Origin of the sequence: Geodermatophilus obscurus, assembly GCF_900115395.1 — a bacterium.
Lineage (GTDB): Bacteria > Actinomycetota > Actinomycetes > Mycobacteriales > Geodermatophilaceae > Geodermatophilus > Geodermatophilus obscurus_B.
Map to the genome: position 1 here is coordinate 197706 of NZ_FOWE01000001.1, position 23421 is coordinate 221126.

Below are 23421 nucleotides of genomic sequence, written 5' to 3' on the forward strand. Positions count from 1 at the left end.
CGTTCGGTTCGGGGACGGCGGGCACTCTGACACCACGCCCGGCGGGTGGCGAGGGGTTCCCGCGCGCTCAGGCAGGCGGCAGCACGCGCACCGCGAGGAGGGCGACGTCGTCGGCGCGCTCGGGTGCCAGCCGCTCCAGCAGAGTGTCGCCGACCTCCCCGGCCGGCCGGCCGGTCAGGTCGGCCGCGGCGGCGAGCAGCCGGGCGAGGCCCGCGTCGAGGTCGGCGTCGCGGCGCTCGACGAGCCCGTCGGTGTACAGCAGCAGCGTGGTCCCCGGGAGGAGCGTCTCGGCGGCGTCGCGGCGGTGGGTGTCGGGCCGGACGCCCAGCAGCAGGTCGGGGCGGCGGTCGAGCAGCCGCGGGGGCCCCGCCGGGGGGATGAGCAGCGGCGGCGGGTGCCCGGCGCTGGACCAGGTGAGGGTCCGCGCTCCGGCGGGAGCGTCCGCCGGCGCCGGCCCCACGCAGGCGAGGACGGCGGTGGCCAGGGTCGCGGTCCCGAACCCGGCCATGGCCCGGTCGAGGAAGGCCAGCACCCGCGACGGCGGCCCGCCGACGGCGGAGGCGATGCCGCGCAGCACGTTGCGCACCTGGCCCATGGCCGCGGCGGCCAGCCGGTCGTGTCCGGTGACGTCGCCGATGACGACGGTGGTCCCCTCGCCGGAGGGGAACGCGTCGTACCAGTCGCCGCCGACCTGCGCCTCCACCGCCGCCGGGCGGTAGCGGACGGCGAGGTCGAGCCCCGGCACGCGCGGCGGGTCGGTGAGCAGCGAGCGCTGCAGCGTCTCGGCCAGGCTGCGGGTCGCCGAGGCCAGCCGCCGCTCGTCCTCCAGCCGGGTGACCCGCTCCACGGCCTGCACGGTCTGCACGGCGAGCGCCTCCAGCAGCCGCACGTCGTGGTCCTCGAGAACCCGGGGCCCGGCCCACCCGACGGTCAGCGATCCGAGCAGTCGCCCGTCCGAGCGCAGCGGCAGGGCGGCCCAGGACCGCAGCCCCGGCGCCGGCGGTGGCTGCGCGCCGGCCTCGCCCACCAGGACCGCCCGCCCGCGGGCCGCGACCGCCGACGGGTGCTGACCGTCGGCGGACAGCCTGCGGCCGGGCCGGCCGGACGCGGTGAGCACGAGGTCCCCGCCGCGCGGCCCGGGCAGCGCGAGGGCGAGCAGGGACGCGTCCAGCGCGGCGCCGCCGTGGTCGGCCAGCAGGTCGACCAGGTGGGCGCGGCTCTCGGCGGCGGCGAGGGCGGAGACGATCGCGGCCAGGCCCGCGAGGGAGTGCGCGGTGCGTCGCTGGCGGGCCTCGAGCGCGCGCAGCTCGGCGACGGCGTCCTGCAGCTCGCGGGTGCGGGAGAGCAGGTCGGCCTCCACCTCGACCACCCGCCGCTGCCCCTGCTCCGCCTCGCCCCGCAGCCGCACGTAGTCGGTGATGTCGTCGGACCGGTGCAGCAGGAACGCCACGCCGCCGGTGCCGTCGAGCACCGGGACGTTCACCGGGCTCCAGTAGCGGACGTCCCAGGTCCCGTCGGGCAGCGGGATGTCGTACCGCTGGACCGCCATCGTGACCGGCCGCCGTGTCACCAGCGTCTCCTCCAGCGACGCCCGCAGGTTCACCAGGCCGTCGGCGGCGGGGTCGTCCGGACGCATCGGGAAGGCGTCGAAGAGGTGCCGGCCGACGGTGTCCTCCAGCGTCGTCGCGGTGGCCTCCAGCCGGGCCCGGTTCGCGTGCACGATCACCAGGTCGGGGGTCAGCAGCAGCAACGGCGCCGGCGCGACGTCGAAGACGCGCGCCCAGTCCGGCACCGGCAGGTCCACGATCTCCTCCGTGCCCACGCACGCGGCGGCGGACACTACCCATGGGTAGTTGGACGTCCTACTAAATCGCGCCTACCGTCTCGGGCATGGCGTCCGCGGAGCTGCACGTACCCGTCCACCCCGTCCGGTTCGTCACCGCGGCGAGCCTCTTCGACGGCCACGACGCGGCGATCAACGTCATGCGGCGGCTGCTGCAGAGCCAGGGTGCGGAGGTCGTGCACCTGGGCCACGACCGGTCGGTCGACGCCGTCGTCCGGGCGGCGCTGGAGGAGGACGTGCAGGGCGTCGCGATCTCCAGCTACCAGGGCGGGCACGTCGAGTACTTCGGCTACCTCGTCGACCGGCTGCGCGAGGCCGGGGCGGGGCACGTGCAGGTCTTCGGCGGCGGGGGCGGCGTGATCGTCCCGGAGGAGATCGCCGCGCTGCGGGAGCGGGGCGTGCGGATCTTCAGCCCCGAGGACGGCGCCCGGCTCGGCCTGCCGGGGATGATCAACGAGCTGATCCGCTCCTGCGACGTCGACCTGACGCAGGAGCGCCCCGATGTCGACGCGCTGTTCACCGGCGACCCCCGGGCGCTGGCCCGCGCGATCACCGTGCTCGAGACCGGGGCCGACGACGAGCTCGCCGCCCGCGTCCGGGAGGTCGCCGCCGGGCGCACCGTGCCGGTCCTGGGCATCACCGGCACCGGCGGCTCGGGCAAGTCCTCGCTCACCGACGAGCTGCTGCGCCGGCTGCGCCGCGACCAGGAGGACAAGCTGCGGGTCGCCGTCGTCGCGATCGACCCGACCCGCCGCCGCGGCGGGGGAGCGCTGCTCGGCGACCGCATCCGGATGAACGCGCTCGAGTCCGGGGACGGCTCGCACACCTTCTTCCGCTCGATGGCCACCCGCACCGCCGGCGCCCAGGTGCCCGGGCACCTCGACGACGTCATCGCCGCGGTGAAGGCCGCCGGCTTCGACCTCGTCGTCGTGGAGACGCCGGGCATCGGCCAGGGCGACGCGGCGATCGTGCCGTTCAGCGACGTCTCGCTCTACGTCATGACGCCGGAGTTCGGCGCGGCCAGCCAGCTCGAGAAGATCGACATGCTCGACCTCGCCGACGTCGTCGCCATCAACAAGTTCGAGCGCCGCGGCGCCGAGGACGCGCGCCGCGACGTCGCCCGGCAGATGGTCCGCAACCGCGAGGCGTTCGGGCAGCCGTGGGAGCGGATGCCGGTGTTCGGCACCAGCGCCGCCCGCTTCGACGACGACGGCGTCACCGCGCTCTACCAGGAGCTGCTCGGCCTGCTGGTCGAGAAGGGCCTGCCCGCGGGCGCCGGCGTGCTGCCGCGGGTCGACGTGCGGGCCTCGACCGGGTTGAGCAGCGTCGTGCCGTCGTCGCGGGCGCGGTATCTGGCGGAGGTGGCCGAGGCGGTACGCGGGCACCACCGGGTCACCGAGGAGCAGGCCGCCGTCGCCCGGCGGCGCGAGCACCTGACCACCGCCGCCGACGTCCTGGAGGGCGCGGCCGCCGAGGCGGCCCGCGAGGCGGCCGAGGCCGCCGACCGGGAGCTGCTGCCCGAGGTGCGCACACTGCTGGCGGAGTGGCCGGCGCGGGTGGAGGCCTACTCCGGCGACGAGTACGTCTACACGGTGCGCGGCAAGGAGATCCGCACGCCGCTGAAGCGCCAGACGCTCAGCGGGACCGAGGTGCCGCGGGTGGCGCTGCCGCGCACCACCGACTCAGCCGACCTGCTGCGCTTCCTGCGGCGCGAGAACCTGCCCGGCGCGTTCCCGTACACCGCCGGCGTCTTCCCGTTCAAGCGGTCCGGTGAGGCCCCGGCGCGGATGTTCGCCGGCGAGGGCGACGCGTTCCGCACCAACCGGCGGTTCCGGGTGCTGTCGGCCGGCAACGAGGCCACCCGGCTGTCCACGGCGTTCGACTCGGTCACCCTCTACGGCCGCGACCCCGACCCGCGACCCGACGTCTACGGCAAGGTCGGCACGTCGGGCGTCTCGATCGCCACGCTCGACGACATGCGGGTGCTCTACGACGGGTTCGACCTGTGCGCGCCCACGACGTCGGTGTCGATGACGATCAACGGCCCGGCGCCGGCGGTGCTCGCGATGTTCATGAACACCGCGATCGAGCAGCGGCTGGACCGGTTCCGCGAGGAGGAGGGCCGTGAGCCCGACGCCGCCGAGGCCGAGGAGATCCGCGTCTGGGTGCTGTCGACCGTCCGCGGCACGGTGCAGGCCGACATCCTCAAAGAGGACCAGGGCCAGAACACCTGCATCTTCTCGACCGAGTTCGCGCTGCGCTGCATGGCCGACATCCAGCAGTGGTTCATCGACCACCGGGTGCGCAACTTCTACTCGGTGTCGATCTCCGGGTACCACATCGCCGAGGCCGGGGCGAACCCCATCAGCCAGCTCGCCTTCACGCTGGCCAACGGGTTCACCTACGTCGAGGCCTACCTGGCGCGCGGCATGGCCATCGACGACTTCGCGCCCAACCTGAGCTTCTTCTTCAGCAACGGCATGGACGCCGAGTACACGGTGATCGGCCGGGTGGCCCGGCGGATCTGGGCGGTGGCGATGCGCGACCGCTACGGCGCCGACGCCCGCTCCCAGCAGCTGAAGTACCACGTGCAGACGTCGGGGCGGTCACTGCACGCGCAGGAGATGGACTTCAACGACATCCGCACCACGCTCCAGGCGCTGTGCGCGATCTACGACAACGCCAACTCGCTGCACACGAACGCCTACGACGAGGCGGTGACGACGCCGTCGGAGCACTCGGTCCGCCGGGCACTCGCGATCCAGATGATCATCGACCGCGAGTGGGGGCTGGCCGGCAACGAGAACCCGCTGCAGGGCTCGGCGGTCGTCGACGAGCTCACCGACCTGGTGGAGGAGGCGGTGCTGGCGGAGTTCGACCGGATCGCCGAGCGCGGCGGCGTGCTGGGCGCGATGGAGACCGGCTACCAGCGCGGGAAGATCCAGGACGAGTCGATGCTCTACGAGCACCGCAAGCACGACGGGTCGCTGCCGATCGTCGGCGTCAACACCTTCCTCGACCCGCGCTCGGGCTCCGAACCGCCGAAGAAGGTCGAGCTGGCGCGGGCCACCGAGGAGGAGAAGCAGTCGCAGCTGCGCCGGCTGGCCGACTTCCAGGCCCGGCACGCCGACGAGGCGCCGGCCGCGCTGGCCGCACTGCAGGAGGCGGCGACGTCGGGCGGCAACGTGTTCGCCGCGCTGATGGACGCCGTCCGGGTGTGCTCGCTGGGCCAGATCTCCGACGCCTTCTTCGAGGTGGGCGGCCAGTACCGCAGGAATGTCTGAGGACGACCTGGGCGCGCCGGTCCCGCTGACGGGGCCGGCGCGACGGGTGGTCTCGCTGGTGCCCTCGCTGACCGAGGCGCTGGCGGTCACCGTGCCCGACCGGCTGGTGGGCGCCACGGACTGGTGCACACACCCGGCCGGCCTCGACATCGAGCGCGTGCGGGGGACGAAGAACCCCGACCGGGCGGCGATCGCGGCGCTGGAGCCCGACCTCGTCGTCTGCAACCGGGAGGAGAACCGGCGCCTCGACGTCGACCGGCTGCGCGCGGCGGGCATCGCGGTGTGGGTGACGGTGATCGAGTCGGTCGACGAGGCGCTGGCCTCGATGCGGCGGCTCTTCGCCGAGGCGCTGCAGGTGCCCGAGCCCGGGTGGCTGACCGCCGCTGCCGCGGAGTGGTCGCGCCCGGCGCCGTCCCCGCCGCTGGGCTGCGCGGTCCCCGTGTGGCGGGACCCGTGGATGGTCGTCGGTCCGCGCACCTTCACCGGCGACGTGCTCGCTCGCCTCGGGCTGGTCAACGTCTTCGGCTGCGGCCTCGCCGCGGGGGAGGACCGCTACCCGCACGTGTCGGTCGACGACGTCCTGGGCGCGCGGCCCGACGTCGTCCTGCTGCCCGACGAGCCCTACCTGTTTACCCCCGACGACGGCCCGGAGGCGTTCCCCGGCGTGCGGTCGGTGCTGGTGTCCGGGCGGGCGCTGACCTGGTACGGCCCGTCACTGGCCACCGCCCGCGGGGAGCTGCTGGCCGCCCTCGGCGACCGCTGACCTGTGGCCCCGATCCGTCCCTGAAGACGGCTTCAGGGGCGGTGGTAGGTAGCGAGAGGGAATTCCTGAACCACCCGCCAAGACTGAGGCGCAGATGCCCCCTCGATGAAGAGGACGGTGTCGATTCGGGCGAAGCAGGGGAGGTGCACGGACACCTCCTGCTCAGCCTCTGTAAGCGCCGACAGATCCGCGAGTCTCCGCTCGCCCACCGTGAGGTGCGGCGCGGAACCGTCATGGGCCCCCGCGTACGGCGGGTAGTCCGGGAAAGCCTTCAAGATGCCGGTCGTGAGATCCCTGAACGGCTGGGCCGGATCTGGTGCGAGCCATAGAACGTCCCGGTCGAACCAGGACGTCTCAGCAAACGAGCATTCGAACGCTGGAACTACCCGGACCGCCTCGCGGATCGCATCCAACGTCTCAGGTCGGTGTGCCAGAGCCGGTTCGACGAATGGAAAGAGCACCGTGACGTGAGGAGGCACGCCCCAGGCAGCCGCGCCATCGAGATGCCGGCGGTGTTGTCCAACTGCGGCTTCTGCTGCCATCACCGGAACGATGAGCGCTGTCTGCACGGGAGGCGGTGCATCGACACTCGGAGCCAGGTATGGCACGTCGCGAGACTATGCACTTTCGGTGGCGCCGTACCGGCCGAGGCTGTCCCTAAGTGGGCCGCCCAGGGACACCCGCGTCGGCGGGCGCGCACGTCCTCAGCAGGACGGTCCTAGGCGGGCGGAGCGAAGAACTCGAGCGGAAGGCCATCCGGGTCCCGGAACGAGAGGCCGAAGCCGTAGCTGGCCTCCTCGATACCGCCGTGGCGGATCCCGAGCTCGTCGAGCCGGGCGGCCCACTGCGCCAACTCGGCTCGGTCGACGCATGCGAAGGAGAGGTGGTCGAGGCCCGGACGCCGCTCGTCGAACTGCACGTCGTCGCGGCCGTCCGGGAACTCGTGCAGGCCGACCAGCGTGTCGCCCAGGGACCACACGACGTGCCGGAACGGACCGGTGTCCTCGTCCAGTACCGGCTCTGCGTCGAACAGCTGCCGATACCAGGGAACGCTCCGCTCGAGGTCGGCGACCGTGAGCGCGACATGGGCGATGCGGGGAAATGACATGGTCAAACCTCTCCAGGTCGGAACCTCCCAGCGAAGGTCGTCTTGCATCGTGTGGAGACCAGGTCGACGCGTCAAGGGCCGCACCCGGCCGGACCCGGCCCCTCCGCTCGGACCCGCTGCTCGACCGCAGACGGCCCCTCCGGGGTCCTCGGGGTCGGGCTGTGCGACCGCTCGCAGCGAGCAGGGCTCACCGGCGGCGTGGGGCGGTTGCTCTGCTGGGCGAGGGCTCCCACCGCTCAGCAGGTCGCCCGAGGTGCGCCGCGTCGGCGTCGACCCTCTGGGCGAGACGGAAGCGGAGATGTCGACGTCGGGCGCTGTCGCAGCGTCGATCCCGAACCGGCCAGGCGTCAGGTGTGCGCGCCCGCGCGGTGGCCGAGTGCCTATGCGCGAACGCTAGGAGCCGGGGTCGGGGTCCGGGTCCTCCTCGGGCTCGAAGGTGCCGCCCGGCTCCTCCGACATCCCCAGCTCCACGCCGACGGCGCCCTCGGGCTGCGACCGGTCGCCCGCGTCGCCGTCGTCCGGGGTGTCCTGCGGTGAGGTCATGGCCGTCCCTCCGCTCGCTCGACTGGCCGCACGGGAGTACCCGCGCGCCGCGGACGCATGCCGGCCCCGACGCTCAGGGGCAGGGGAGGGCGGCCAGGACGTCGTCGCGCAGCGCGCGCCCGCCGGCGAAGGACCAGGCGGCGCCCGAGCCCGCCACCGTCTCGGCGACGCCGCCGGCCTCGGCCACCAGCAGCGCTCCCGGGTGCCAGTCCCACGGGTGGGCGTCGCTCTTCACCCACAGGTCGGCGCGCCCGGCGGCGACCCACGCCAGCTCGAGGCTGCCCGAGCCCCGGATGCGCAGCGCCGCGGCCGCCCGGGCCAGCCCGACGACGACGGGGTCGCCGACGTCGTCGGGGCCGAGGTAGGTCGACAGGGTGGCGTTCGCCAGCGTGGGTCCCGGGCCGCGGGTCAGGGGTGCGTCGCCGAGCCAGCACCCCCGGCCCCGGGCGGCGCTGAAGAGCTCGCCGGTGGCCGGGTGGAGGACGGCCGAGACGACGGCGCCGGCGTCGTCGACGAGGGCCACCGCGCTGCACCAGAACGGGTCGCCGCTGACGAAGTTCAGGGTCCCGTCGATCGCGTCGACCAACCAGGTGCGCCCTCCCGGCCGCTGCCCGCCCTCCTCGCCGACGACGCCGTCGTCCGGGCACCGCAGGCGCAGGTGGTCGAGGACGGCGGCCTCGGCCTGCCGGTCGGCCTCGGTGACGACGTCGCCGGGGCCGCTCTTCACCGTCACCGCCAGCCCGGCGGACCGGAACCGTGCGGCCGCGACCTCCCCGGCGATGCGCACCGCCTCGCGCGCTGCGCCCAGGTCCTCGTCGATGCCCATGGCGTCCACCCTCCACGACGGCGGTCCGCCCCGCAGCGACGGCCCGGCGGCCCCGCGCGCCGGCACAGGAGCCGCGGCGGAAGGGCAGCGACCGCAGGGGGTCCGTCGCTACCCTCCGGTCGCACAGCGGGGCTCCCCCCATCGACACCGCGGACACGAGCAGAGGTGCAGCCGTGAAGACACGCAGTGCAGTCCTCCACACACAGCCCGGCCGGTACGAGGTCACCGAGGTCGACCTCGACGAGCCCCGCGAGGGCGAGTTGCTCGTCAGGATGGCGGCCGTCGGGCTCTGCCACACCGATGACCACGACGTCCCGCCCGGGAGCGCGCCACCCCTCCGGCTGCCCCTCGCCGGCGGCCACGAGGGAGCCGGCGTCGTCGTCGGCGTCGGTCCCGCCACCCCGGGGTGGGCCGAGGGCGACCACGTGGTCCTCAGCTTCGTCGCGGTCTGCGGACGGTGCCGCATGTGCTCAACCGGTCGGCAGAACCTCTGCGACCTCGGCGCGAAGCTGTTCACCGGCGCCCGCATCGACGACCCGACGAGCTTCCGGATGTCCTACCAGGGCAGGCCGGTGGGCCAGGCGTACGGCCTCGCCGCGCTCAGCGAGCACACCGTCGTCGACGCCCGGTCGGCGGTGAAGATCGACCCGGGCGTGCCGCTGGACAAGGCCGCGCTCGTCGGCTGCGGGGTCCCCACCGGGTGGGGGTCGGTCACCAACATGTCCGACGCCCGCGACGGTGACGTGGTCGTCGTCATGGGTGTCGGCGGGATCGGGATCAACAGCGTGCAGGCCGCCCGGGCCATCGGCGCGCGGGCGGTCATCGCAGTCGACCCGGTCGAGTTCAAGCGCGAGACCGCCAAGCAGCTCGGCGCGACGCACACCGCCGAGACCATGGCCGAGGCCACCGAGCTCGCCCGGTCCCTCACGAACGGGCAGGGCGCCGACGCGACCGTCGTGGCGGTCGGCGTGGTCACCGGTGAGCACATCGCCGAGGCCGTGATGTCCATCCGCAAGGCAGGCACGGTCGTCCTCACCGGCACCGGGAGCATGCGCGCGGCAGGCGGCATCCCGATCAACAACACCATGTTCACGGTGTTCCAGAAGCGGCTGCAGGGCGCGCTCTTCGGCGGCTGCAACCCGCGGTGGGACATCCCCCAGCTGCTGTCGCAGTACCAGGCCGGCACGCTCAAGCTCGACGAGCTCGTCACGCGGACCTACTCGCTGGACCAGGTCGCGGAGGGCTTCGACGACATGAAGGCCGGCAGGAACATCCGGGGGGTCGTCCTCTTCGACTGACCCGGCTCAGCCCGCGGCCCGGCTCCGCAGCTCGGCGAGCACCGGCGCGTACATGCCCGTCTTGATCGCCGCGAGGACGGGCCCGGCCTTCCCCGCGTGTGCCCCGGCGAGCTCCAGCGCCGTGGGACGGACGGCGTCCTCGGCGACGGCGGAGTCGACGATGGCGGCGGCCTGCGCGTCGGTGCCGCCGTAGCGGCGGCCGGTCGTCATCGCCACGTGCGCGGTCTGCGGGCTGAGCCGCGCCTGCACCAGCGCCGACATGCCGGGGCTGAAGGGCAGGCCGATGTCGACCTCGGGCAGGCACCAGAATCCGCGGTCGGCCCGCATGACCCGCAGGTCGTGGGCGAGCGACAGCATCGCCCCGGCGGCGAAGACGTGGCCCTGCAGCGCGGCCACGGTGACCACCGGCAGCACCAGCACGCGCGCGAACAGCCGCTCGACCGTGCCGAGGTAGGACTCCCGCTGGTCGGCGTGCCCGGACAGCCAGGCGAGGTCCAGGCCGTTGGAGAAGAACTTGCCTGTGGCCGCGGTGACGAGCGCGCGGGGCCCCTCGGCGCGCTCCACCTCGTCGAGCGCGGCGTCCACCTCGGCGAGCCAGCCGGGGGAGAAGCGGTTCTCGTCGTCGCCGAGGTCGAGCACGAAGACGTCGTCGTGGCGGTCGAGCGTGGGCACGAGCAGCTCCTCGGGAGGTCGGACGGGGACGGGTCAGGACGGTGGGCCGCAGTCGGAGACGGCGCTGACGGCGGCGAGCCGGCCGATGCTGCCCGACGGTCAGGTGTCGGCGGCGGCGACCGGCGCGCCGCCGAAGCCGATCTCGTTGCCGTCGGGGTCGCGGTAGACCACCTTGCGGACGCCGTTGTCGTATGTCTCCCGCAGTGCGGGCTCGATGCCGCGGGCGCCGATCGCCGCGACGCGCTCCTCGAGGTCGTCGACGAACAGCGTGACCATGGCGTGGCCGGCGTGCGCAGGCTTCGCCTCGGTGTAGACGTACCGGTGCTCCGCCAGCTCCCACACCGCCTCGACGTCGTTGGGCAGGAAGGCCGGCGGCGAGCCGAACAGCCGGCCGTACCAGCCGAGCGCGCGCTCGTGGTCGCTGACGGGGACCCCCGCGAACAGGTCGACGGTCACGGCCGGACCGTAGCGGGCAGCACCGACGCGCTCAGGCCGGCTGCAGGAACTCCAGGCGGTTGCCGAACGGGTCGGCGGCGTACACGCGCCGGTACCCGGGGAAGTCCACGTCCCAGGTGACGTACTGCGCCGCCGCGGCCGGCCGCCGGACCATGTCGTCGAGGTCGCTCACGAGGATGCCGGGGTGGGCCTTGCGCGCCGCGGCGAACTCCTCCTCGACGCCGAGGTGCAGCTCCAGCCCGCCGGCGCGGGCCACGCCCCGCCGCGGGCGGCGAGCACCGGCGGCTTGCCACCTCCGTCATCCCGAGCACCCCGGCGAAGAAGGCGCGGGCGGCCTCCTCCTCGCCGCGCGGCATGGCCAGCTGCACGTGGTGGAGTCCGTCGAACACGGGTCCGACCCCGCCGCCCTCCGGGACGGGGCGCATCACGCGGGCAGGATGGCGGGCATGCCGCGGCTGCTCGTCGTCCACCACACGCCCTCGCCGAACCTGCAGGCGGTGCTGGAGGCGGTGCGCGAGGGCGTGGCGCTGGTGGAGGAGGTCGACCTCGAGGTCCGCCCGGCGCTGTCGGCCGGCCCCGCCGACGTCCTGGCCGCCGACGGCGTCCTGCTCGGCACCCCGGCCAACATCGGTTACATGAGCGGCGCGCTCAAGCACTTCTTCGACACCGTCTACTACCCCTGCCTCGACGCAACCATCGGCCTGCCCTACGGCGTCTACGTGCACGGCGGCGACGACACCGCGGGCGCGCTCCGGGCCATCGGCACCATCACCGGCGCGCTGCGGTGGCGGCAGGTCGCCGCGCCGCTGTCCCTCACCGGCGCGCCCTCGGCCGGCGATCTCGAGGCCGCGAGGGAGCTCGCCGCCACCGTCGCGGTGGGCCTGTAGCGCCCGGCGGTCCTAACCTGCGGACGTGAGCACCCGCCTCGTCGTCATCGGAGGGGACGCCGCCGGTGGCAGCGCGGCGTCCCAGGCCAAGAAGCGGCGCCCCGACCTCGACGTCGTCATGTTCGAGCGCGGCCGCGCCACCTCCTACTCCGCCTGCGGCATCCCGTACTGGATCTCCGGCACGGTCGAGCGCGAGGCCGACCTGGTCGCCCGCACGCCCGAGCAGCACCGCGCCGCCGGCATCGACGTCCGGATGCGCACCGAGGTGGTCGGCATCGACACCGACAAGGGGGCCGTGCACTGGCGCGACCTCGAGGCGGGCACCGAGGGCACCGAGTACTACGACGACCTCGTCTACGCCACCGGCAGCGTGCCGATGCGCCCGCCGGTCGACGGCATCGACGCCGACGGCGTCTACGGCGTCCAGGTCCTCGACGACGGCGTGGCGCTGCGCGACGAGCTCGACAGCGGGCGGGTACGCCGGGTGGTCGTGGTCGGCGGCGGCTACATCGGGCTGGAGATCGCCGAGGCGTGCCGGGTGCGCGGACTCGACGTCACCGTGGTGGACAAGTCGGCCACCCCGGTCGGCACGTTCGACCCCGACGTCGGCGCCGCCATCGCCGAGGCGGTCCGCTGCGAGGACATCGAGCTGGTGCTGTCCGACGGCGTCGCCGGCATCGACGTCGGCCCCGACGGGCGGGCGCGCGCGGTGGTGACCGAGAGCGGCCGCGAGCTGCCCGCCGACCTGGTGGTGCTCGGGCTCGGTGTGCGCCCCAACGTGCGTCTGGCGCGGGAGGCCGGCATCCCGCTGGGCACCTCCGGCGGGATCGCCGTCGACCAGCGGATGCGCACCCGGGTCCCGGGCGTCTGGGCGGCCGGCGACTGCGTCGAGTCGGTGCACCGGCTGTCCAAGCAGCGGGTGGTGGTCGCGCTCGGCACGCACGCCAACAAGCAGGGCCGGGTCGCCGGGATCAACATCGGCGGCGGCTACGCCACGTTCCCGGGCGTCATCGGGACGGCGATCACCAAGATCTGCTCCACCGAGGCCGCGCGGACCGGGCTGTCGGAGGCGGAGGCCGAGGCCGCCGGGTACGCGTTCGTGACGGCGGCGGTCGACTCGACCACCAAGGCCGGCTACTTCCCGGGCGCCAGCGTGATCCGGGTCAAGATGATCGCCGAGCGCTTCAGCGGCCGGTTGCTGGGTGCCCAGGTGGTCGGGCGGGAGGGCGCGGCCAAGCGCGTCGACGCCCTGGCCATCTGCATCTGGAACGAGATGACCGTCGACGAGGTCCTCTCGCTGGACCTCTCCTACGCCCCGCCGTTCGCGCCGGTGTGGGACCCGGTGCTCATCGCCGCCCGCAAGGCCCTCGAGGCGGTGGAGGCCGACCGGGGCTGACCCCGAACGGACGCGACCGTCTCCCTTGACCGGGTCCCGGCGAGGGGTGCACGGTCCCGGTCCCGGGCGGGCTCCCGGCCCGCCCTCGTCCCGGGGGAGGGACGTCATGCCCCATCTGGTGCCCGAGTTCGACTACCACGCCGACGTCGAACCCCACCCGGTCGGTCCCGGGCCCTACGGGAACCGCATCGAGGGGACCGTCACCGGCGGCGAGATCTCCGGCGAGCGGCTGAAGGGCAGGATCGTCGGCGGCGGTGCGGACTGGATGCTGGTCGGCCCCGACGGGTTCGGCCGGATCGACGTGCGCACCACGATGCAGACGGTGGACGGCGCGTACGTCTACCTGCAGTACACGGGGCTGCTGGAGCTGACACCGGCCGTCCTCGCACTCATGGGCGGCGAGGGTCCGGCGACGGGCTTCGGCGACCAGTACTTCGTCACCGCCCTGCGGCTCGAGGCCGGTGACGAGCGCTACGCCTGGGTCAACCAGGCCGTCTTCGTGGCCGAGGGACGCCTGGTGCCCGGGAAGCGGGTGGAGTACCGGGTCTACCGGGTCGCGCCGGGGGAGCCGTCGGACTGACCCCGCAGCGCGGCGGCCATGCGCTCGACGATCGCGGTCAGCACCGGCTCCGGGGTCGCCAGGTCCATCCGGATCGCGCCGCGGCCGGCGGCGCCGCAACGGGCGCCGTCGACCACCGCCACCCCGGCCCGCTCCAGCAGCAGGTCGCCCGGGTCGTCGACGCCGAGGCCCTCGACCCAGGCGAGGTAGGTGCCCTCCGGCGGGCGGTACCGGGCGTGCGGCAGGTGCTCGGCGAGCAGGTCCGCGAGCAGCCGGCGGTGCCGGTCGAGGACGGCGAGCGTCCCGTCGAGCCAGGCGACGCCGTCGCGGTACGCGGCGACGTTGGCCACCGCGCCCAGGGTCGAGGCGCCGTGCTCGACCGGGTACCCCACCCGCGCCCACGTCGCGGCGTCGGCGTCGTTGCTCAGCACCAGCTGCGCGTACTTCAGGCCCGCGAGGTCCCATGCCTTCGACGCGCTGGTGGCCGTCAGCGCGTGCGCCGCCGTCACCTGGTCGAGGGAGGCGTAGGGCACGTGCCGGTGGCCGGGGAAGACCAGCGGGGCGTGCACCTCGTCGGAGAAGACCCGCCCGCCGTGCCGGTCGACGACCGCGGCGACGGCGAGCATCTCCGCGGGCTCCAGCACCCGGCCGATCGGGTTGTGCGGGTTGCACAACACCAGCAGGTGCCCGCCGGCGCGGAAGGCGGCGTCGAGCGCGTCGAGGTCGTACACGTACCGGTCGCCGTCGCGGGCCATCGGCACCTCGAGGACCTCCCGGCCCAGCGCCGGGGGCACCTCGAGGAAGGGCATGTAGGCCGGCGTCGGCAGCACCACCGGCGAGCCCGGCCGGGACAAGTGGGTGATGGCGGCGGACAGGCCGGCGAGGACGTCGGGCAACGGCCGGACGCGCTCGGGCGGGACGTCCCAGCCGTAGCGGTCGCGGGCGAAGCCGCACCAGGCCGCGGCGACGTCGTCGGCCAGCCAGTCAGGGAGGTAGCCGAGCAGGCCGCGGTCGACGGCGTCGTGCAGTGCCCGGGTGATCGCCGGCGCCGTCCCGAGGTCCATCTCGGCCACCCACGCGCCGAGGGCGTCGGGGTGGCGGGTCCACTTCAGCGACCCCCGGGCGCGCAGCGCCGCGACGGCGCGGTCCACGTCGTCCATGCGCTCCCCTCCGCCGGCCGGACGCGGTGATCCTGCCCGCCGCCGGCGGGAGGCGCGCGGCGGGTCCCGCCGGCGGCGGGTCAGTCACCGCCGCCGGGCTCCCGACGGATGTGGTGCTCGGGGGGACCGGTCGGGTCGTCGACGAGCCAGCGGGCGGTGCCGGCCGGGTCCCGGGTGGCCAACTCGTCGATCAGCGCGGCGCGGAGGCGGACCTGGGCCAGGCCGGCCGGGATGCCCTGGTCGACTCGGTCCTGGAGTGCCCGCCACTCGTCGAGCAGACGAGCGGTGGTCGCCGCGCGCAGGACCTCGCGCAGCGCGGCGTCGTCGGGGACGGGGGTGGCGGGCGCTCCCGACCGGGAGGCCGGGGTGGCGACCCGGTCCCCGGGGAGCCACAGCCCGAAGGCCACCGAGCCGGCGACCATCAGGACCATCACGAGCAGCCCTCCGGCGGCTTCCAGCACCATGGCGCCGGACAGGACCGCCGGCACGGTGGCCAGCGCGCAGGCGCCCGTCGCCGGGTGCGCGAGGTCCGGCACGACGTCGCCGCAGCTGCGGTGCAGCCAGGCCAGCCCGGACGCGCCCACGACGGCCAGGACGGCTCCCCAGGCGAGCACCGGCCAGCCCTCGGTCACCGCACCGGCGAGGCCCAGGACGGTGGCCGGGACGCCGATGGAGACCCGGATGAGCAGTCTCCCGGCGGCGGGTGGGACGGTCGTGGGCACCGGGGCCTCCCCTCACGGCGTACGGGGGCAGGATGCACCCGCGGCGACCGGTCGCCAGGTCTCCGGGAGCTTCGTCACCGGATCGTCATGCGACCCCGGGCGAGGTCAGACCGGTGTCCACCCGAGCTGCGGGCCGAGGCGGGTGGCGATGTCCGTGAGGATCTGCTCGTAGTCGGTCTCGGCGAAGCTGAACGGCAGCGCGAAGGCCACGTCGGTGACCTCGCGGAACCCGGCGTGCGCGTACAGCGCCTCGGCGATCTCCTCCGAGGAGCCGACGAGGTCCGCGGCGAACAGCAGCCGCGCCGGGCCCTGCGGGCTGCGGGTGCGCGGGGTGCGCTCGGCGACGTAGGCGGCGTAGCGCTCGCGCTGGTCGGCGGTGGCGGAGTCGGTGGGGATGACCACCAGGCCCTGCGACACCCGGCCGGTGCCGCCGGCCTCGCGGTAGGCCCGGACCTGTTCGGCCTGGATTGCGGCGAAGTCGGTCCGGTCGCCCTCGGCCTTGACCACGCTGCTGGTCAGCAGGTTCATCCCGGCCTGTCCGGCCCACTGCGCCGACCGGGTGCTGCCGCCGCCGTACCAGAGCCGCTCGCGCAGGCCGGGGGAGTGCGGCTGCACCCGGTCCGACCACTCCTCGGCGACCCCCTCGCGCCCGGAGAAGGACGCGGCGGGCTCGCCGGCGACCAGCCGCAGCAGGCGCTCCACCCGGGTGTAGGTGAAGTCCTCGGCATCGGCGGTGTCGGGGTAGAGCGCGCCGCGGACGTCGTCCCAGTGCATCGGCGGGCCGATGCTCACGCCCGGGTGGAGCCGCCCGCCGGAGAGCACGTCCACGGTGGCGAGGTCCTCGGCCAGCCGCAGCGGGTTCTCCCACGCCAGCGGGGTGACGGCGGTGCCGAGCGCGATCCGCGACGTCCGCTGGGTCAGCGCCGCCAGGACGGCGACCGGTGAGGAGATGCCGGGCTGCAGGTGCCGGTGGCGCAGCCAGGCGCTGTCGAAGCCGAGCTGCTCGCCGAGCTCGACCACGCGCAGCGTCGCCTCGTGCCCGGGCCGGGGGTCGGTCGGGTCGAAGGAGCCGATGGTGAGGAAACCCAGGTGCTGCAGGGGGGTGCCGGGGGCGGGCATGGCGCCGATCCTGCCCGCCCCGGTCGGTACCGGTGGCCCGGAGACGGGTTCACCCGGTGTTCGCCGCTCCGTCGGCGGGCCGTCCACCTCCACCGGATGATGTGCCGGACGGGCCGCCGGCGAGAGTCGCCGCCGAGCCCGCGGAGGCAACCGTGCCCGTTCCGTCCCGTCGTCGCGCCGGCGCCGTCGTCGCCCTGATCGCCGTCCCGGTCGTCCTCGCCGCACCCGCGTCGGCGACCCCGCCGTCCTCCCCGCCGGGACACGCGGCGACCGGGTCGGACGAGCCGATCGTCATCGGTCACCGCGGCGCCTCGGGCTACCGCCCGGAGCACACGCTGGCTGCCTACGAGCTCGCCGCCCGGATGGGCGCCGACTACATCGAGTGCGACGCGGTGAACACCGCCGACGGCGTCCTGGTGTGCCGGCACGAGAACGAGATCTCGGGGACCACCGACGTCGCCGACCTCCCCGAGTTCGCCGACCGCCGCACCACGCGCACCATCGACGGCGTCGAGCTGACCGGCTGGTTCACCGAGGACTTCACCCTCGAGGAGCTGCGCACCCTGCGGGCGGTCGAGCGGCTGCCCGACGTCCGCGAGGAGAACACCCTCTACGACGGGCTCTACGCCGTCCCCACCGTCGACGAGTTCCTGGAGCTGCGCGAGGAGCTCAGCCGCGAGCTGCGCCGCGAGATCGGCGCCTACGTCGAGACCAAGCACCCCACCTACTTCGACGGCATCGGGCTGTCGATGGAGGAGCCGCTGGTCGAGGACCTGCGCGAGGCGCACCTGGCCCACCGGCACGCCCCGGTGTTCCTCCAGTCGTTCGAGACGGCGAACCTGCGCGACCTCGACACGATGGTCGACGTCCCGCTGGTGCAGCTGCTGTCGGCTACCGGGGCGCCCTACGACCTGGTCGCCGCCGGTGACCCGCGCACCTACGCCGACCTGGTCACCGCCGAGGGCCTCGCCGCCGTCGGGGAGTACGCCGACGGCGTCGGCCCGGACAAGAACCTGGTCATCCCGCGGCTGCCCGACGGCAGCCTGGGCGAGCCGTCGGCGCTGGTCGAGGACGCGCACGCCGCTGACCTTCTGGTCCACCCGTACACGTTCCGCAACGAGAACAGCTTCCTGCCCACCGACCTGCGGGAGGGCGACGACCCCGCCGCCTACGGCCGCGCCATCGACGAGCAGCTGCGGTTCCTCAAGGCCGGCGTCGACGGGCTGTTCACCGACAACCCCGACACCGGTGTCGTCGCCCGGGAGCTGTTCGAGGAGTCGGCGGGCTGATCGTCCGCCTCCCCCGGGAGCGGTGCGGGTCACCGCTCCCGGGGGAGGCGGCCCAGCAGGTGGAACTCGGGGTTGGGCGGGATCGCCGCGAAGTGCGCCAGCCGGTTGGACAGCGCGAAGAAGGCGGTGATCGCGCCGACGTCCCAGACGTCGTCGTCGCTGAGGCCCGCGGCGCGCAGCCGGCCGAGGTCGGCGGCGGTCACCGCGGCCGGGTCGGTGGCCAGCCGGACGGCGACGTCGAGGACGGTGTGCATCCGCTCGTCCAGCGGCGCCTTGCGCCAGTCGACGGCGACCAGGTCGGCCAGCAGCGGGTCACGGGTGCGGATGCGGGCGATCGCCCCGTGCGCCACGACGCAGTAGGCGCAGTCGTTGGCCGCGCTGGTGGCCACCACGATCAGCTCGCGCTCACCGTTGGACAGGCCCGGGGTGTCCTTGTCCATCAGCGCGTCGTGCATGGCGAAGAAGGCCCGGGCCTCCTCCGGCCGCCAGGCCAGCGCCGCGAACACGTTGGGCAGGAACCCCGAGCGCTCCTGCACGTCGGCGTACCGCTCGGCGAGGTCGGCCGGCAGGGCGGCGGGGTCGGCGACGGGGAAGAGGCTGATCGGCGGGGTGTCGGCGCTCACCGGTGCAGTCTGCTCCCCGGGAGCCGTCGGGCAGAGTGGGCACCGTGCCCCGCCGGTGCTCCGCGCTGCTCGCGCTGACGCTGCTCCTGACGGGGTGCGCGGACCCGGGCCCGGCGGACGACGGCCCGCGGCCCTACCGCCTCGAGCCGGCGTGCCCGCCCGCGGGCAGCCCGCCGCTGGCCTCCGCCGACCTGGTCAACCAGGTCGTCGCCCGCGGCGACCTGCCCTACTGGCAGGCCGGGGACGTCGGCGCCAGCGCGCGCCTCTCCGACGGCCGGCTGGTGTGGGTCTTCGGCGACACGGTCCGCGCCGGCGACGTCACGCCCCGCCTGGTCGCCAACTCCCTGCTCGTCACCTCGGGCACGTGCGTGTCCCAGCTGCTGCCCCCCGGCAACGGGCCGGTGGTGCCGGACGTGTCCGGCGACGTGGTGCGGTGGCCGATGTCGGTGGTGGTCCTGCCGCCGACCGAGGGACTGGCCGACGCCGGCGTCGACGACGTCGTCGTCGTGCTGTGCGCGCGCACCGAGCGCGGCGACGGGTCCGGCGGCGCCCTCGACTTCCGCTTCCGCGGCACGACGGCGGCGGTGTTCACCGTGCGGGCCGGCGAGGCCCCGCAGCCGCTGGAGGTGCTCGAGCTGACGCCCGACGACACCTCCGAGCAGCAGGTCAACTGGGGTGCGGCGGCGACCGTGAGCGGCGACTGGTACCACGTCTACGGCACCCGGCTGACCGGGGAGCCGTTCGAGTTCGGCCGCGAGCTCTACGTCGCCCGCATCCCGGTGGCCGACCCCGCCGACCGCGGCACCTGGCGGTTCTGGGACGGCACCCGGTGGCAGCCCGACATCGCCGCCGCCGCCCCGGTGCTGGCCGCCGACGGAGGGGTGTCGCAGACGCTGTCGGTCGACGAGGTCGACGGCACCTGGGTGGCGGTGTCCAAGCGCGGCGGCGACCTGGCCGACTTCGTGTGGACCTGGACCGCGCCCGGGCCGACCGGGCCGTGGGCGCCGTCCCGCGCGCTGCCGGCGCCCGCCGGCTACGACACCGGCGTGCTGACCTACGCCCCGCTCGCCCACCCGGAGGTGCCGCTGAGCTCCGGCGGCCTACTCGTCTCGGTCTCGCGCAACACCACCGACCTCGCCCAGCTGCTCGCCCGGCCCGAGGTCGGCCGCCCGCTGTTCGCCGAGATCCCCCGCCCCCGCTGACGGCACTCGCCGCTGTCCGGTGACCGGCCCCGGGCGGGTCAGCCCGTGGCGACGACGCGGTCGCGGCCGGCGCGCTTGGCGCGGTAGAGGCGGGCGTCGGCCAGCCCCAGCAGCTGCGCCGGGGTCGGGTCGGGGACCTCGGCGGCGCTCGCGGCACCGGCGCTGACCGTCACCGGCAGGCCACCGGTCAGGCCGGCCCACGGGTGCGCCGCGACGGCGCTGCGGACGCGCTCCAGGTGTGTGGCCGCGTCCTCGTCGTCGATGCCGGGCAGCACGAGGAGGAACTCCTCACCGCCCATCCGCGCGGCGAACGAGCCGCCGCCCGGGGCCGGGATCTCCTGCAGCAGGGTCGCGACCGCGCGCAGCACCTCGTCGCCGACGGCGTGCGAGCAGGTGTCGTTGACCCGCTTGAAGTGGTCGAGGTCGAGCAGCGCCACCCACAGCCGGTCGGTGCCACCGGCGAGCAGCCGCGGCAGCTCCTCGTCGACGTGGCGGCGGTTATAGAGGCCGGTGAGCGGGTCGCGCAGCGACAGTTCGCGCCAGCGGCGGCTCTGCCGGCGCGCCTCGGTGGTCTCGTACACCGCCTGCAGCGCCCGGGCGCGGGCCTCGCGCTGCGCGGACTGCAGCTCCACGAGCTCGGCGACGTACCGCTTGTGCTCCTCGTACGCGGCCCGGTGGTCCCCGACGGCGGCGTGCAGCTCGGCCTGCTCGGCGCGGGCGCGCACCCGGATGGCGGTCAGGCCGTGCAGGTCGCAGCGCCGGACGCACTCGGAGAGGGTGTCCTGCGCGAGGTCCACCTCGCCGCGGCGGCGCTGCACCTCGGCGAGGGTGAGCAGGAAGTCCGCGCCGGCGTCGCCGTCGGAGGAGGCCTCGAGCACCTCGGGCGCGAGGCCGAGCCGCAGCGCCGCCTCGGCCTCGGTCAACCGGTCGGCGCCCATGAGCGCGCGGGCGACGGTGTCGAGGTCGCCGACGGCGAGCGGGCGCCCGTGCGCCCGCGCCAGCTCCTGCAACCGGTCGCTGTGCGCCAGCGCGTCGTCGAAGCGGCCGGCCAGCGTGTCGGTGTAGGCGCGGTTGTTGAGGATGCGCAGCTGCCGGTCGACGTCACCGAGCTCCTCGGCCAGCCGCAGCACGGCGGTGTAGCGCTCGGGTGCGGCGGGGTCACGGGCCAGCCCGAGGACGTCGGCCAGCCGCACCAGGTGGTCGATCCGCAGCGCCGGCAGGGCGGTCTCGTCGAGCAGGTCGATCGAGGAGACGGCGTGCTCGAGCGCGCCGGCCAGGTCGCCGACCTCCTGCAGGACGGCGGTGAGCACGAAGGAGCTGCGGGCCATCAGGTACCGGTCGCGGGCCTCGGTGGCCCAGCGGTGCACCTCGGAGGCGGTCCGGCCGGCCTCGGCGACGGCGCCGCGCCGGCGCTGCAGGTCGGCGCGGACCAGGCGGGCACGCTGTTCGAGGTCGGGGCGGCCCAGCTGCCGGGCGGTCTCGGCCGCGGCCTCGGCGCGCCCGGTTGCCGACCCGGCGGCGAAGCGGGACAGGGTCTCCAGCTCGTCGAGGTCCGCGAGCAGCGCGCCGACCGCTTCCGGCACGGGTACCTCACCCTCGGCGAGCGCGTCCTCCCGGACCGCGAGACTGGTCACGACCGTCGCATCGGCCGCGCCGTCGGCGTCCGTGAGCCGGGCCGGGCCGCCCCCACCCGGACGGGTGAGCACGGCGCTCAGCCCCCCGCCAGCAGCGCGCGCACCGCGTCCACGGTGTCGGCGTCGGCCGGGCCGCGGTCGGGGCGGTAGCGCAGCACCCGGGCGAAGCGCAGCGCGACGCCGCCGGGGTAGCGGGTGCTGCGCTGGGCGCCGTCGAGGGCCACCTCCACGACCACCTCCGGCCGTAGCTCCAGCCCCCACGGGTGCTCGGCGCGGGCGTGCGCCGGGAAGGTGGCCGTCTGCCAGTCCAGCAGCTCGTCGGTCATGCCCTTGAACGTCTTGCCCACCATGAGCGGCTCGCCGCCGTCGGGGTCGCGCGCGCCGAGGTGGATGTTGGACAGCTTCCCGGTGCGCCGGCCGTACCCCCACTCGACGCCGAGGACGACGAGGTCGAGGGTGTGCACCGGCTTGACCTTCTGCCAGGCGCGGCCGCGGCGGCCGGCGGCGTAGGGCGCGTCGAGCGCCTTGACCACCACGCCCTCGTGGCCGGCGGCCAGCGCGTCGTCGAGCACGGCGGCCGCCCGCTCCGGGGTGGGGCGCCGGGCCCCGGGCATCCGCAGCGGCGCGGCGTCCTCGGCGGCCAGCAGCCGGTCGAGGACGTCGAGGCGGGCGGCCAGCGGCTCGTCGAGCAGGTCGCGGCCGTCGAGGTGCAGCACGTCGAAGAAGAACGGCGAGAGCAGCACCGCGGCGGCGTCGTCGGGGTCGGCGCCGTCGCTGCCGAAGCGGCTCATCGTGTCCTGGAAGGCGCGCGGCCGGCCGTCGTCGTCGAGGGCGAGGGTCTCGCCGTCCAGGACGGCGGTGCGGCACGGCAGCGCGCGCACGCAGGCGACCAGCTCGGGCACGCCGTCGGTGACCTCGCGCAGGGTGCGGGTCCACACCCGCACCGTGTCGCCGTCGCGGTGGACCTGGATGCGCGCGCCGTCGAGCTTGTGCTCCACGGTCACCTCCGCGCCGAGGTCGGCGAGCGCGGCGTCGAGGGAGGAGCCGGGGCTCGCCAGCATCGGCCGCACCGGCCGGCCCACCCGCAGCCCGACGGCGGCCAGCGCCGCCTCGCCGCCGGTGAGCGCGGTGGCAGCCGTCTCGTCGAGCCGGCCGGTGAGCATCGCGGCGCGGCGCACGACCGCCAGCGGCACCTCCGCGGCGGCGGCGACGGCGTCGAGGAGCACGCCCTCCAGCGCGCCCTGGCGCAGCTCCCCGCCGAGCAGCCGCACGAGGAAGCGCTGCTCGTCGGCGGTGGCGGCCGCGAGCACCTCCCCGAGCAGCGCCTCGCGGCGGGCGGTGGAGCCGCTGCCGGAGGTGGCCGCGAGCGCGGTGAGGGCGGCGTCGACCGCGGCGACCGTCAGCGACGGCGCGGCCGCCGGCCCGGGCACCGCGCGCGACAACGTCCGCCAGCCGACGCCGACCCGCCCCTGCGGCAGCTCACCGGCCAGCCACGCGGCGACCGGGCCGACCTCGCCGGGCCCGGCGCCCCGCAGCGCCCCGGCGATGGCGGCCGCCTTCGCCGTCCGGGCCCGGGTGGCGGCCACCGCGGCGGACGCGGTGACGACGTCGGCGAGCAACACGCCGCCATGCTGTCAGCCGGGTACGACACCGGCGGGTTCCCGCGCGGCGCAGGCCGCTCCTGGGAGGTCAGCCGGTGGGCTCGCCGCCGGCCTGCGGGTCGGCCGGGTGCCCGGTGAAGGCCGCGCGCGCGTCGGCGCGGGCGCGCTCGGCGGCGTGCGTCTCGTCCTCGCCGGAGTCGGAGGCCGGGCCGAGCGCGCGGACCACCTCGTCGGCGTGGGCGTAGTCGATCCCGGGCGGCACCGTCCGGAGGGCGCGCAGCACCGTGTCGGGGGCGCCGTGCCGCTCGGCGGCCACCATCAGGGCGTCCTTGTCGGCGGGGTAGTCGACCTCGCCGAGGTGCGCGAGCACGTCCTGGGCGGGTACGGCGTCGGCCACGTGGTCTCCTCGGGGACTCAGGGAGGGGGACGCCGGGGG

Annotated in this window: 23 protein-coding genes; 8 read left to right on the forward strand and 15 right to left on the reverse strand. The window is 75.2% G+C overall.

The features are described 5' to 3' along the window. Nucleotides 1-67: 67 nt before the first annotated feature. Nucleotides 68-1840 carry a SpoIIE family protein phosphatase gene (locus BM165_RS00960; RefSeq protein ID WP_208976591.1) on the reverse strand — a complete coding sequence of 591 codons (1773 nt, stop codon included), beginning with the start codon at nucleotides 1838-1840 and terminating at the stop codon, nucleotides 68-70. 50 nt (nucleotides 1841-1890) lie between these two features. Between BM165_RS00960 and icmF the strand changes: the two genes are divergently transcribed. Together icmF and BM165_RS00970 are read left to right on the forward strand one after the other, a co-directional pair. Further along, nucleotides 1891-5127: a fused isobutyryl-CoA mutase/GTPase IcmF gene (icmF, locus tag BM165_RS00965; protein WP_075011654.1), complete on the forward strand. Its 3237-nt coding sequence runs from the start codon at nucleotides 1891-1893 to the stop codon at nucleotides 5125-5127. Beyond that, on the forward strand, nucleotides 5120-5890 hold the full coding sequence (locus BM165_RS00970; protein ID WP_075011655.1) for a helical backbone metal receptor: 771 nt from the start codon (nucleotides 5120-5122) through the stop codon (nucleotides 5888-5890). The genes icmF and BM165_RS00970 overlap by 8 nt, the downstream gene beginning before the upstream one ends. A gap of 32 nt (nucleotides 5891-5922) precedes the next feature. Here the strand turns inward: BM165_RS00970 and BM165_RS26260 are convergent, their stop codons facing one another. The 4 genes from BM165_RS26260 to BM165_RS00985 form a co-directional block, all read right to left on the reverse strand. Then, nucleotides 5923-6432: a 2'-5' RNA ligase family protein gene (locus BM165_RS26260; protein WP_075012065.1), complete on the reverse strand. Its 510-nt coding sequence runs from the start codon at nucleotides 6430-6432 to the stop codon at nucleotides 5923-5925. Nucleotides 6433-6608: 176 nt separating this feature from the next. Further along, entirely contained in the window at nucleotides 6609-6998 is a 390-nt protein-coding gene (locus BM165_RS00980; protein WP_075011656.1) for a VOC family protein, read from the reverse strand. A 393-nt stretch (nucleotides 6999-7391) separates the two neighbouring features. Then, nucleotides 7392-7541: a hypothetical protein gene (locus BM165_RS24570; protein ID WP_177225056.1), complete on the reverse strand. Its 150-nt coding sequence runs from the start codon at nucleotides 7539-7541 to the stop codon at nucleotides 7392-7394. 73 nt (nucleotides 7542-7614) lie between these two features. Then, nucleotides 7615-8367 (reverse strand): inositol monophosphatase family protein, encoded by a 753-nt coding sequence (locus tag BM165_RS00985; protein ID WP_075012066.1) that lies wholly within the window; start codon nucleotides 8365-8367, stop codon nucleotides 7615-7617. A 173-nt stretch (nucleotides 8368-8540) separates the two neighbouring features. On the opposite strand from BM165_RS00985, the gene BM165_RS00990 reads away from it, so the two are divergent. Further along, entirely contained in the window at nucleotides 8541-9665 is a 1125-nt protein-coding gene (locus BM165_RS00990; protein ID WP_075011657.1) for an NDMA-dependent alcohol dehydrogenase, read from the forward strand. Between the two features lie 6 nt (nucleotides 9666-9671). On the opposite strand, the gene BM165_RS00995 is transcribed toward BM165_RS00990, so the two are convergent. The 3 genes from BM165_RS00995 to BM165_RS25385 all read right to left on the reverse strand — a co-directional run bounded on the left by BM165_RS00995 (nucleotide 9672) and on the right by BM165_RS25385 (nucleotide 11049). Then, a complete protein-coding gene (locus BM165_RS00995; protein WP_075011658.1) occupies nucleotides 9672-10337 on the reverse strand; it encodes an enoyl-CoA hydratase-related protein in 666 nt (221 codons plus the stop codon). Nucleotides 10338-10436: 99 nt separating this feature from the next. Next, complete coding sequence (locus BM165_RS01000) at nucleotides 10437-10793, reverse strand: VOC family protein (protein ID WP_075011659.1); 357 nt, start codon at nucleotides 10791-10793, stop codon at nucleotides 10437-10439. Between the two features lie 31 nt (nucleotides 10794-10824). Next, nucleotides 10825-11049 (reverse strand): VOC family protein, encoded by a 225-nt coding sequence (locus BM165_RS25385; RefSeq protein WP_244273949.1) that lies wholly within the window; start codon nucleotides 11047-11049, stop codon nucleotides 10825-10827. A gap of 190 nt (nucleotides 11050-11239) precedes the next feature. Here BM165_RS25385 and BM165_RS01010 point away from each other — a divergent pair, with 190 nt between their 5' ends. From BM165_RS01010 to BM165_RS01020, 3 genes are all read left to right on the forward strand, one after another. Then, on the forward strand, nucleotides 11240-11680 hold the full coding sequence (locus tag BM165_RS01010) for a flavodoxin family protein (RefSeq protein ID WP_075011660.1): 441 nt from the start codon (nucleotides 11240-11242) through the stop codon (nucleotides 11678-11680). Between the two features lie 25 nt (nucleotides 11681-11705). Continuing rightward, nucleotides 11706-13076 carry an FAD-dependent oxidoreductase gene (locus BM165_RS01015; protein ID WP_075011661.1) on the forward strand — a complete coding sequence of 457 codons (1371 nt, stop codon included), beginning with the start codon at nucleotides 11706-11708 and terminating at the stop codon, nucleotides 13074-13076. 106 nt (nucleotides 13077-13182) lie between these two features. Beyond that, nucleotides 13183-13656: a DUF3237 domain-containing protein gene (locus tag BM165_RS01020; protein ID WP_075011662.1), complete on the forward strand. Its 474-nt coding sequence runs from the start codon at nucleotides 13183-13185 to the stop codon at nucleotides 13654-13656. On the opposite strand, the gene BM165_RS01025 is transcribed toward BM165_RS01020, so the two are convergent. The 3 genes from BM165_RS01025 to BM165_RS01035 form a co-directional block, all read right to left on the reverse strand. Next, nucleotides 13623-14795 carry a MalY/PatB family protein gene (locus BM165_RS01025; protein WP_075011663.1) on the reverse strand — a complete coding sequence of 391 codons (1173 nt, stop codon included), beginning with the start codon at nucleotides 14793-14795 and terminating at the stop codon, nucleotides 13623-13625. The two genes, BM165_RS01020 and BM165_RS01025, sit on opposite strands and share 34 nt — an antisense overlap. An 80-nt stretch (nucleotides 14796-14875) precedes the next feature. Next, a complete protein-coding gene (locus BM165_RS01030) occupies nucleotides 14876-15517 on the reverse strand; it encodes a hypothetical protein (RefSeq protein WP_075011664.1) in 642 nt (213 codons plus the stop codon). Nucleotides 15518-15622: 105 nt separating this feature from the next. Then, a complete protein-coding gene (locus BM165_RS01035; RefSeq protein ID WP_075011665.1) occupies nucleotides 15623-16636 on the reverse strand; it encodes an LLM class flavin-dependent oxidoreductase in 1014 nt (337 codons plus the stop codon). 152 nt (nucleotides 16637-16788) lie between these two features. On the opposite strand from BM165_RS01035, the gene BM165_RS01040 reads away from it, so the two are divergent. Then, entirely contained in the window at nucleotides 16789-17925 is a 1137-nt protein-coding gene (locus BM165_RS01040; RefSeq protein WP_075011666.1) for a glycerophosphodiester phosphodiesterase, read from the forward strand. Between the two features lie 29 nt (nucleotides 17926-17954). On the opposite strand, the gene BM165_RS01045 is transcribed toward BM165_RS01040, so the two are convergent. After that, nucleotides 17955-18548, reverse strand: coding sequence for a peroxidase-related enzyme (locus BM165_RS01045; RefSeq protein WP_075011667.1), 594 nt, complete (start codon nucleotides 18546-18548; stop codon nucleotides 17955-17957). A gap of 44 nt (nucleotides 18549-18592) precedes the next feature. Between BM165_RS01045 and BM165_RS01050 the strand changes: the two genes are divergently transcribed. After that, nucleotides 18593-19750, forward strand: coding sequence for a DUF4185 domain-containing protein (locus tag BM165_RS01050; RefSeq protein WP_143107964.1), 1158 nt, complete (start codon nucleotides 18593-18595; stop codon nucleotides 19748-19750). Nucleotides 19751-19788: 38 nt separating this feature from the next. On the opposite strand, the gene BM165_RS01055 is transcribed toward BM165_RS01050, so the two are convergent. The 3 genes from BM165_RS01055 to BM165_RS01065 all read right to left on the reverse strand — a co-directional run bounded on the left by BM165_RS01055 (nucleotide 19789) and on the right by BM165_RS01065 (nucleotide 23382). Then, a complete protein-coding gene (locus BM165_RS01055; protein ID WP_083426991.1) occupies nucleotides 19789-21384 on the reverse strand; it encodes a GGDEF domain-containing protein in 1596 nt (531 codons plus the stop codon). Between the two features lie 77 nt (nucleotides 21385-21461). Further along, a complete protein-coding gene (locus tag BM165_RS01060; protein WP_075011669.1) occupies nucleotides 21462-23006 on the reverse strand; it encodes an ATP-dependent DNA ligase in 1545 nt (514 codons plus the stop codon). 67 nt (nucleotides 23007-23073) lie between these two features. After that, a complete protein-coding gene (locus tag BM165_RS01065) occupies nucleotides 23074-23382 on the reverse strand; it encodes a DUF2795 domain-containing protein (protein ID WP_075011670.1) in 309 nt (102 codons plus the stop codon). Nucleotides 23383-23421 lie beyond the last annotated feature (39 nt).